The organism is Limosilactobacillus vaginalis DSM 5837 = ATCC 49540 (assembly GCF_000159435.1).
GTDB lineage: Bacteria > Bacillota > Bacilli > Lactobacillales > Lactobacillaceae > Limosilactobacillus > Limosilactobacillus vaginalis.
Genome location: NZ_GG693431.1, coordinates 1 through 823, shown reverse-complemented (window position 1 = coordinate 823; position 823 = coordinate 1). Strand labels below are relative to the sequence as shown.

The following is an 823-nucleotide window of genomic DNA, read 5'->3' as shown; positions in this document are numbered from 1 at the left end:
TGAATTCAAATGAACTATATCAGGCTTCAGCTTTTTTACTAAGCTACGTATCATAATTATTGACTTTAAATCATTTAGTGGACTTATATTTCTCTTTACAGATTTTATTATATATACTTTCCCACCAACATTTCTTACTTTACTAGCAAGTAAACCTTCAGACCCAACAGCTAAATAAACTTTATTACCTTTATTTATCTCATATTTGCATAGATCAAATACGTAACGAGAAGCTCCTCCCCATTCTGACGTAGTAATAAAATACAATATTTTCATTTACCTTGCTCCATCTCCAGTAACAATAATTTTTAACGTTTCAAATGCAATTTTAAAATCAAAACCTAACGAATAATTATCAATATAGTAATTGTCTAGCTTACACTTTTCATTTGGCTTAAGATCATATCCACCATGAATTTGTGCATAACCAGTTAACCCTGGAATTATCCTTAATCTTTGTGGAAAATTTGGCCATTTCTCGGTAAATTTCTCAGTAAGAACAAATCTTTCAGGACGAGGACCAACTAAACTCATATCTCCCTTAATAATACTCCAAAACTGTGGCAGTTCATCTACCCGAGTTTTTCGCATAAATTTACCTACTGGTGTTACCCGTGGATCATCCTTGGTTGCCCACACAGCACCAGTCTTCTTTTCTGCATCATTCCTCATTGAACGTAATTTAGTAATCACGATCGGTTTTCCCATATAACCGACCCGTTCTTGCCTAAAAAAGACAGGCCCTTTAGAAGTCAGTTTAATTAAAATTGCAAATATTAAAATAATTGGTAAACTAATAATTCCAAATATAATACCAAAAATA

Annotated in this window: 2 protein-coding genes; both read right to left on the bottom strand. The window is 32.4% G+C overall.

Going from position 1 to position 823, the window contains the following annotated elements:
• Positions 1-276: glycosyltransferase (locus HMPREF0549_RS08865; RefSeq protein WP_003717963.1), on the bottom strand; the 276-nt coding region annotated here is incomplete at its 3' end.
• A partial coding sequence (locus tag HMPREF0549_RS08860; protein ID WP_003717962.1) for a sugar transferase occupies positions 277-823 on the bottom strand: 547 nt, incomplete at its 5' end.